The organism is Streptomyces spinoverrucosus (genome assembly GCF_006539505.1).
Classification (GTDB): Bacteria; Actinomycetota; Actinomycetes; order Streptomycetales; family Streptomycetaceae; genus Streptomyces; species Streptomyces spinoverrucosus.
Genome location: NZ_BJND01000057.1, coordinates 54,712 through 62,652, shown reverse-complemented (window position 1 = coordinate 62,652; position 7,941 = coordinate 54,712). Strand labels below are relative to the sequence as shown.

The 7,941-nt window shown below is 71.9% G+C and carries 6 protein-coding genes, 2 tRNA genes and 1 pseudogene; 2 read left to right on the top strand and 7 right to left on the bottom strand.

Annotated features, from left to right (window positions below; all coding sequences use genetic code 11):
• Together SSP24_RS32070 and SSP24_RS32065 are read right to left on the bottom strand one after the other, a co-directional pair.
• Window positions 1-2,957 (bottom strand): PAS domain-containing protein (locus SSP24_RS32070; protein ID WP_141313476.1); only part of this gene is annotated, 2,957 nt, incomplete at its 3' end.
• Between the two features lie 399 nt (window positions 2,958-3,356).
• Window positions 3,357-3,821, bottom strand: coding sequence for an SSI family serine proteinase inhibitor (locus SSP24_RS32065; RefSeq protein WP_141313475.1), 465 nt, complete (start codon window positions 3,819-3,821; stop codon window positions 3,357-3,359).
• A 208-nt stretch (window positions 3,822-4,029) separates the two neighbouring features.
• Here SSP24_RS32065 and SSP24_RS32060 point away from each other — a divergent pair.
• Window positions 4,030-4,120, top strand: a tRNA-Ser gene (locus SSP24_RS32060).
• Window positions 4,121-4,324: 204 nt separating this feature from the next.
• A tRNA-Arg gene (locus SSP24_RS32055) sits at window positions 4,325-4,397 on the top strand.
• 101 nt (window positions 4,398-4,498) lie between these two features.
• Here SSP24_RS32055 and SSP24_RS32050 read toward each other — a convergent pair.
• The 5 genes and pseudogenes from SSP24_RS32050 to SSP24_RS43095 form a co-directional block, all read right to left on the bottom strand.
• Entirely contained in the window at window positions 4,499-5,782 is a 1,284-nt protein-coding gene (locus SSP24_RS32050; RefSeq protein WP_141313474.1) for a site-specific integrase, read from the bottom strand.
• Window positions 5,782-5,964, bottom strand: coding sequence for a helix-turn-helix domain-containing protein (locus tag SSP24_RS32045; RefSeq protein WP_141313473.1), 183 nt, complete (start codon window positions 5,962-5,964; stop codon window positions 5,782-5,784). The genes SSP24_RS32050 and SSP24_RS32045 overlap by 1 nt, the downstream gene beginning before the upstream one ends.
• Window positions 5,961-6,838: pseudogene (locus SSP24_RS32040) on the bottom strand (replication initiator). Before SSP24_RS32040 ends, SSP24_RS32045 begins: the two are co-directional and overlap by 4 nt.
• A 147-nt stretch (window positions 6,839-6,985) precedes the next feature.
• Window positions 6,986-7,714 (bottom strand): DUF2637 domain-containing protein, encoded by a 729-nt coding sequence (locus SSP24_RS32035; protein WP_141313472.1) that lies wholly within the window; start codon window positions 7,712-7,714, stop codon window positions 6,986-6,988.
• Window positions 7,715-7,763: 49 nt separating this feature from the next.
• On the bottom strand, window positions 7,764-7,937 hold the full coding sequence (locus tag SSP24_RS43095; RefSeq protein WP_167529752.1) for a hypothetical protein: 174 nt from the start codon (window positions 7,935-7,937) through the stop codon (window positions 7,764-7,766).
• Window positions 7,938-7,941: the final 4 nt, after the last annotated feature.

The following is a 7,941-nucleotide window of genomic DNA, read 5'->3' as shown; positions in this document are numbered from 1 at the left end:
GGGGTGGCGCTGTGCGCCGGTGCCGCCTCGGCGGGGAGGGGCCGGGCGGGGGCCGGGGTCTGCGGGGGTACGGCGGCCTGGGCGGGCTGCGGCTGTGGCCGCGGCGGGATCGGCTGGCCGGGGGCGGGCTGGGCCGGGGTCGGCTGAGTCGGCGCGGGCTGCCCCGGGACCGGCTGTGCGACGCCCTGCGCGGGCACGCTGACCTGCCCGGACGGCTGCTGCGCGGGGACGTTCCGCCGCTGGGCCGCGGGTGTGGCGGGGGCCGATTGGGGCTGGGTCTGAACCTGAGCCCGAGCCTGCGGCTGCGCCGTCTGCACCGGCGTCACCTGGGCCGGAATCGACTGCGCGGGCACTCCGTTCCCCTCGGCCTGCGGTGCGGCCACCCGACGGCGGCGTCCCGTCGGGGCGCTCGCCGGATGCGGCTGCGGCGGGGTGTGGTCGTCGGACTGGTCGTGCGGTACGGCGTCATGCCGGCCGTGATCGTCGGCGGGCACGGCACCGGGAGTGCCCTGGCTCGGCACCTGCGCCTGCGCCGGACCGGCCTGCGGGGCAGCCTGCCCCGGCACTGGGACAGCCGCCGGCACCGGACCCTGCGGCTGGGCGGGCGCGGGGGCCGCCCCCCGATCCGCCTCGGCGGGCGGCAGCGCGAACACCGTGCGCGGCCCCGCCTCCTGCGCGGCGGCCCGCTCCTGAGCCGCCGCGAGCGCCCGCCGCCGACGCCCGGTCGACTGCTGCTGCCCCTCGGCACCGGCACCGGCCCCGGCCGGAACCATCGCGGCAGAGGCGTCCGCCGCAGGAGCCTCCGACCCGGCCGCGGGCAACGCCGCCGGCAGCGCATGCTGTTCCCCCGCCGCACGCCGGGCCCGCCGCCCGCCGCCGGACGCGGGCACGCCCTGCGGCGGGACCGTCCCGCCCAGGCCGCTCGCGGCCGCCGCGGTGCCCGCGGCATGCTCGGCGGCCGTGACGACAGCGCCCTCGGCGACTCCGTCCGCCGCCGCGCTGTCCGTCGTACCGTCCGCTACGGCGATCTCGGCACCCTCGGCCGGCCGCCCACGCCGCCGCCCGGTACCCCCGTTGGCCTCACCGGCCTCACCGGTCGCCTCCGCCGGCTCGGGCGGCGCGGCCCGGCGCCGACGCCGCCCAGTGGGAGCGGCGGCCTCCACCTCGGCGGCCTTGGCCCCCGCCACCTCGCTCTCCAGGAAGGCGTCCGTGGAGGCCCGCCGCGCGCGCCGCCGCCCGCCACCGGAGGTCTCCTCTCCCCCCTCGGGCGCAGCTTCCGGAGCGGCAACGGCCCCCGCCCCACCGCCGAGCGGCACCTCAAGGACGTACGCACTGCCGCTCATACCCGGCACTTCATGCGTCTGCAGCACGCCACCGTGGGCGCGCACGATCCCGCGCACGATCGGCTCGTGCACCGGGTCTCCCCCGGCGTACGGCCCGCGCACCTCGATCCGTACGACCTCGCCGCGCTGCGCCGCCGCGACCACGACGGTGTTGTCCAGGTAACCGCCCGCCGACGTGGGCGCGTTGCCGGTCGCGTCGACGCCGGCGACGTCCGCGACGAGATGCGCGAGGGCGGTGGCGAGGCGCTGCGGGTCGACCTCGGCCTCGATGGGCGGCGCGTGCACGGCGAACTGCACGCGCCCCGGGCCGACGAGTTCGACGGCCCCGTCGACACCGGCCGCGACGACCGCGTCGAGCATCACCTTCGTACGCGTGATCTCCTCGGTGCCCGCGTCGAGCCGCTGGTAGCCGAGGACGTTGTCGATGAGCTGGGTGATCCGGGAGTAGCCGGCGGAGAGGTGGTGCAGGACCTGGTTGGCCTCGGGCCACAGCTGCCCGGCGTCGTCCGCGGCGAGGGCGGCGAGCTCACGGCGCAGCTCGTCGAGCGGCCCACGCAACGACCGCCCGAGCAGCGTCAGCAACTGATCGTGCCGCCCGGCCAGGGCCTCGTACCGGTCCTTCTCCCGCTCGGCGAGCGCGGCGTACCGCTCCTCGCTCGACGCCACCTCCTCCGCGTGCCGCTCGCGCAGCTCCTCCAGCTCGGTGACGTGCTGCTGGCGCAGGGCGGTGAGGTCGGAGGCGTGCTCCTCGGTCAGCCGCTCCAGCTCCTCGGTGTGCCGCTTCTCGACGGCGTCCTTCTCGTCGGCGAGGGCGTCGTACGGCCGCCGGTCGGTGAAGGTCATCACGGCGCCGACGAGCTGATCGCCGTCCCGCACGGGCGCGGTCGTGAGGTCGACGGAGACCTTGTCCCCGCCCTTGGACCACAGCACCTGCCCGCGCACCCGGTGCTTGCGCCCGGAGCGCAGGGTGTCGGCGAGCGCGGACTCCTCGTACGGGAAGGGCGAGCCGTCGGCGCGCGAGTGCAGTACGAGGTTGTGCAGTTCCTTGCCGCCGAGTTCGCCGGCGCGGTAGCCCAGGATCTGCGCGGCGGCCGGGTTGACGAGCACGATCCGCCCGTCGGTGTCCGTCCCGACGACACCTTCGGAGGCAGCCCGCAGGATCATCTCGGTCTGCCGCTGCGAGCGGGCGAGCTCGGCCTCGGTGTCGACGGTGCCGGAGAGGTCGCGCACGACGAGCATGAGCAGCTCGTCGCTGGTGTAGCCGTAACTGTCGTAGGCCTGCTGACCGTTCTCGAGATTCGCGCTCGTGACCTCGACGGGGAATTCGCTCCCGTCGGTCCGCCGGGCGATCATCCGGGTCGGCTTGGTCCGGCCGCGCGGGTCGATGTGGTCGGGCCGCCGCATGGACCCCGGGATGAGCCTCGAGTCGAACTGCGGCAACAGATCCAGCAGCCCGCGCCCGACGAGCGCGGTCCCGGGCGCCTCGAAGGCCTCCAGGGCGATGGTGTTCGCGTTGACGACGGTCCCGTTGGCGTTGACCAGCACCAACGCGTCGGGCAGCGCGTCCAGTATGGCTGCGAGGCGAGCAGCGCCTCGGGATGGCCTGCTGCTCACGAGACGCTTCCCTCCTGTTACCGCACCTTGCCGACCGCTCGAGCCATCTTGCCAACCGGCCCGCGACGTGTCACGCGAGGGAGTCTAAGGGCTGGGGTTGTGCTCGCGGCGCGGGATGCGAGAGAGGTCGCACGACGAAGGACACGGAGCGGATGCGCGTCCCGCGCCCGCGCACATCACGGCCACGCGCTGTTTGCGGGCTCTGTGCCGGACCTTTACGTCTTGCTGGTGCGGCTCCTGGGGAAGGCCTGGGTGCGGGCTGATGTGCGGCATGGGGTGGCACCGGCGTGAAGGCTTGCGGGGCCCTCGGGGAGCAGCGGCTTGAAGGCTTACGGGGGCCTCGGGGAGCAGCGGCGTGAAGGCTTATGCGCAGCTCTCAGGCAGCCCCGGCACGAAGGCTTACGCGCGGGCCTCGGGAAGCAATGGCACGAGCCGGTCCCAGCGGGCGATCTCGCAGCCGTTGCTGCGATCGAACGTGGCATCGACGGGGCGTCCGGCCCACGTTCCGGTGACGCGGGCGGTGGCGGGGCCGCCGTACTGCATGGTGCACATGCTGTCCCGGGCTACGGGACCGAAGACATCCCGCCCCCACCGGGTCTCCCTCTCCAGCGCCCGGCACGCCCCGCCCGCCTCCGGGTGACTCCCGCCACTTGGGTGGCATTGCACGTCGAACGTCCCATCAGCACCACTGCTCACACCACGGACGGTGACGGTGAGGTGATCGGCGTCGCTGTGGTGGTGCCCGCGATGCTGGCCGAAGAAGGGGGAGGGCACGTCGGCGGCCGCGGGGCCGGCGGACAGCGAGGTGAGGGCGGCGAGGGAGGCGCCGGCGGCGAGGGCGAGCCGGGGCAGCGTAAGACTCATGGCCTGCAACATGACCTGACTAACGCGGTAGCCCCCCGGATGTTGCGCGCACCATGCGCCCCCGGCGTCCGGCGCACCCGCCCCGACCGGCGGGGAAGCCCTTTGCCCTGCGGCCCGCCTGCCTAGTACCGTGGGGGGCGATTGGTGACGGCACGCTCGACTGTGTCATCATCTGCACACACCACTCGCGCCCGCGCGAGCGGCTGCTGGAGGCGTCGCCTAGTCCGGTCTATGGCGCCGCACTGCTAATGCGGTTTGGGCCTTAAAGCCCATCGAGGGTTCAAATCCCTCCGCCTCCGCACCTCACCGAAGCCCTGGTCCCCGGACCGGGGCTTCGGCCGTTCCGGGCCCGTCGCCCCGGACCCCCGTGAAACGCGTTTTCGCAGGTCACAAGGGGTGCGGCTAACGGATTTCACATGACGGCGGCAGTCATGTAATGTTCTTCCTGTCGCCGCGAGCGGGCCGGAAGGAACGGGAGCGGCGGGAAAACAGAACACAGACAAGCACTCGTAGCTTAACGGATAGAGCATCTGACTACGGATCAGAAGGTTGCAGGTTCGAATCCTGCCGAGTGCGCAGCAGACCAGAGGCCCTGTGGAGTGATCCACAGGGCCTCTGGCTTTTGCCTTGACGGCAGTGGTTGACGGCAACCGCCCGGAGGACGGGCCGGTGGCACATCAGACGGCTACGGGGACGCCCGTCGCGCCGTCGTCATCGTCCGGCTCGTTGCCGTCACCCCTCAGTGCGTCGCCGACGCGGTCGAAGGCGGAGCGCTGGGAGTCGAGCCGTACGAAGGTGTAGATGTCCATGGTCACGCGGATCGAGCTGTGGCCAAGGACTTCCATGATCATGCGGGCGTCGGCGCCCTGTTCGTGGAGAAGCGAGGCGCAGGTGTGGCGCAGGTCGTGAAAGCGGACCTTGCGGACGCCGGCGCGGACGCACAGGGCCTCGAAGGAGCGGTTCAGGTTGCGTGGCTCGATCGGGGTCCCGTTCTTCGTGGTGAAGACGAGGCCCTGGCCTGTCCCCTTCCAGTTGGCGCCAGCCGCCTTCCGGTCGGCTATCTGCTGAGCACGCTGGGCGCGGAGCGCGGTCACGCACTCGGCCGGCAGGGCCACGCGGCGGGCCGAGCGCTGAGTCTTGGGAGCGACGATCAGCAGTTCGCCGCCGACCCTCTGTAGGGCCTGCCGGACGGTCACGACACCTTCGTGAAGATCGACGTCCGACCAGCGCAGCCCCAGCACCTCACCACGCCGCAGTCCGATACGGACAGCCAGCTCGTATGCGGCCCAGAGCCGGTTGTCGCGGGCCGCCGCCAGGAGCTGTCGCCCCTCCTTGACGGTGAGCGGTTCGATCTCGCGCTGCGTTCCCATGCTCAGCTCCACGTTCCGGGCCACGTTGCGGGGCAGCTCGTCCTCACGTACGGCGTGCTGGAGGGCGGCCCGCAGGATCACCAGCAGGAAGCGCACGGTCCGGTCAGAGGGAAGCTTCTTGCAGCACTTGTCGAGGGCGCAGCAGCGCCGCTTGTGCTCGGGCCGCTTCTTGTCCTTGCACTGCGCGCAGCACTGGCAGGTGGCCGCCGTCAGGGTCAGGAAGGCCCGGATGTCGCGGGCGGTGAGCCGGGTCAGCTTCTTCCTGCCGAACTCCGGGGTGACGTAGTTGCGGACGAGGGATTCATAGTTGACGTACGTCGTCCTGCGAACCTTGCTCTTGGCGACGTTCGCCAGCCAGTACGCCAGGTACTCGGCGATGGTCATCTTGGTGGTGGCGACCGGAAGGCCGTTGAGGGAGTCGGCCTTGAGCTTGGTCAGCTTCTCGTGCGCCTCGTCCCAGGTCTTGCCGTAGACGCTGCGCCGCTTGTATGTGCCGTTCGTCGTCAGAACGAACGCACTGCCCTCCCAACGGCCGTCCTTGCGCTGGTAGATGGTGCCTTCGTTGTTGGCGTTCTTCTTCGGCTTGGCCATCAGGCGGCTTCCTGTTCGGTGCGGAGGGATACGTAGGCGTCCAAGGCGGCTTCGCTTATGCGGCGGCAGCGGCCGATCTTGAACGAGGGGAGTTCGCGGGAGCGGATCAGGTCGTGGACCTTCCAGCGGCTGATGCCGAGCCGTTCGGCGACCTGGTCCACGGTGAGCACGGCCGTCGTCATGCGGGCACCAGTCCTTCCTGCTTGAGGCGTTGGGCGTGGGCGATGTCGTGGCGGACTTGGGCGGCGAGGAGTTCTTCGCCGGGGCGGTAGCCGCTGCTGAGGTAGGTCCACGAGGAGGCGGTGACGAGGGCGGTCTCGTCGGTGGTGGGGAGGCCGGCGCGGGTGCGGGCGGCTTCGGCCTGGGCGAGGCGCCAGGCGCGGCGTACGTCGCGGAGTGCGCCGAGGGTGGTGGAGAAGGCGCGGGACTTGGTGGAGAAGTGGCCGCGGAAGCCGAGCATGTGGGCCCACTTCCAGAGCCTGAGGTGTGCGAATTCGGGCAGGTGGCCGAGGGCCCAGGCGGTGCGGATCATCTGCCGTACGTGCTGCTGGACGGGCAGGGCCTTGATGGGTTCGGCCTGTTCGGCGCGTCTTCGGCGTGGGTCTGGCCGCAGGCACAGGGCCGAGGCTTGCCCGCGTCGGTGGTGGGGCGGTTGTGGACGGGGCCGAAGGAGGGGGCGGTGAGGGTGACGAAGGCGCGGGGATGGGCGCGGACGGTTTCGGCGACGTTCTTGCCGCCGGACAGTCCGGCCTTGATCAGGTGGTAGGTGTCGGCGGCGTAGACGCGGGAGCAGGCGGGGCAGCGGGAGGCACGGCGGTTGCCGCAGGTGGTCAGCAGGCGTCCGGACGGTTCGTCTTCGGAGCGGTAGGAGCGGACCACTTCCTTGGTGGTCGGGTCGGTGCTGACGGTCCAGCCGTGGAGGTTGACGGGGCTGGTGCAGCCGTGCAGGTTGCGGACCTGTTCGGTGACGCGGTCGAAGTCGTGGGTGTTGGCCAGTTCGATCAGGTCCCGCAGGCTGGGGCTGATGATGTGGCGCAGGTCGAGGGGGCGGCGCATGGGGGGCGGGTCTCCCTTCTGGCGCGAGGGTGGGACCTGCGGGCAGCAGCGATTCAGTGCGCTCAGGCTGCTGCCCGCAGGCATGGCGTTCGGCCCAGGGGCGGGCGAGGGTGGGCAGCGCCGGGAAGGCCGGTGGAGGAGGTGGCGCTACAGGGCGGCGTGGAGGGCGGTGGCCATGGGCTGGCCGATGCCGAGTCGCCTCTTGAGCTGGGCCGCTGTGATGGGTTCGCCGTGCTCGGCGTGATGGGACGCGGCGATGGAGCGTGCTTCGGTCAGCAGCGGCTCAGGCACCTTGACCGCAGGCACGGTAGCCACGGGTGTGACGGGGTCCGGGGTGGAGAGCGGCGCGAGCGGAGCGGGGTTCGCCGTCACGGGCGGGGCAGGCGTCGGGGCGGGTTCCGTCTCGACGGGAGCCGGGACGGACTCTTGAGCCGGTTCCGTGTCGACAGCGGGAGCCGGGTCGGCTGCATCGGTGGCGACCGTGTGGAAGGAGCGCAGGAGCTGCGGGCCGACCGCTCCCCAGCCGAGGAGCAGCACCGGGGCTACGGCGTCGACAGCGGCGCGGCCGTAGTGCCGGGCGACGATGGGCTCGGCGATGTTGAGGGCCAGGGTCAGCAGCCCGGAGACGTGCATGAGGCGACTGGCCGCCTTGATCTGCTCGGACGGGACGCCGCGCAGGGAGAGGTAGCGCAGGGCGACCAGGAGACCGACCACGGACAGGTCGACCATGGGGGCGATCAGGGGCGCAATGGGGGCGGGGACGCCCAGGCGCAGGGCCAGGGCCCAGACGTTGCCGAAGGAGAAGACGAACGCCAGGGCGGCGATGATGCCCATGACGACGGTCACGGTGCGCTGGGTGATCCGATCCTCAGTCATAGGGAGTTCACCTCCTCTCGTGGTGTCGGTGGGGAATCGGTCAGGGTTGTCAGGGCCTGGGGGCGAGGCCGGCCCGGCGGGCGGCGTTCGGGCCGAGGTAGGTCTCCAGGACCCGACGCTCGTTGGCGTTGGCGACGCGATAGGCGGCGATGCCGATCCGATCGGCCAAGTCGAAGTCCTGAGCGGTGATCGCCTTACGCATGTGCCGGATGTAGATCCTCATGAAT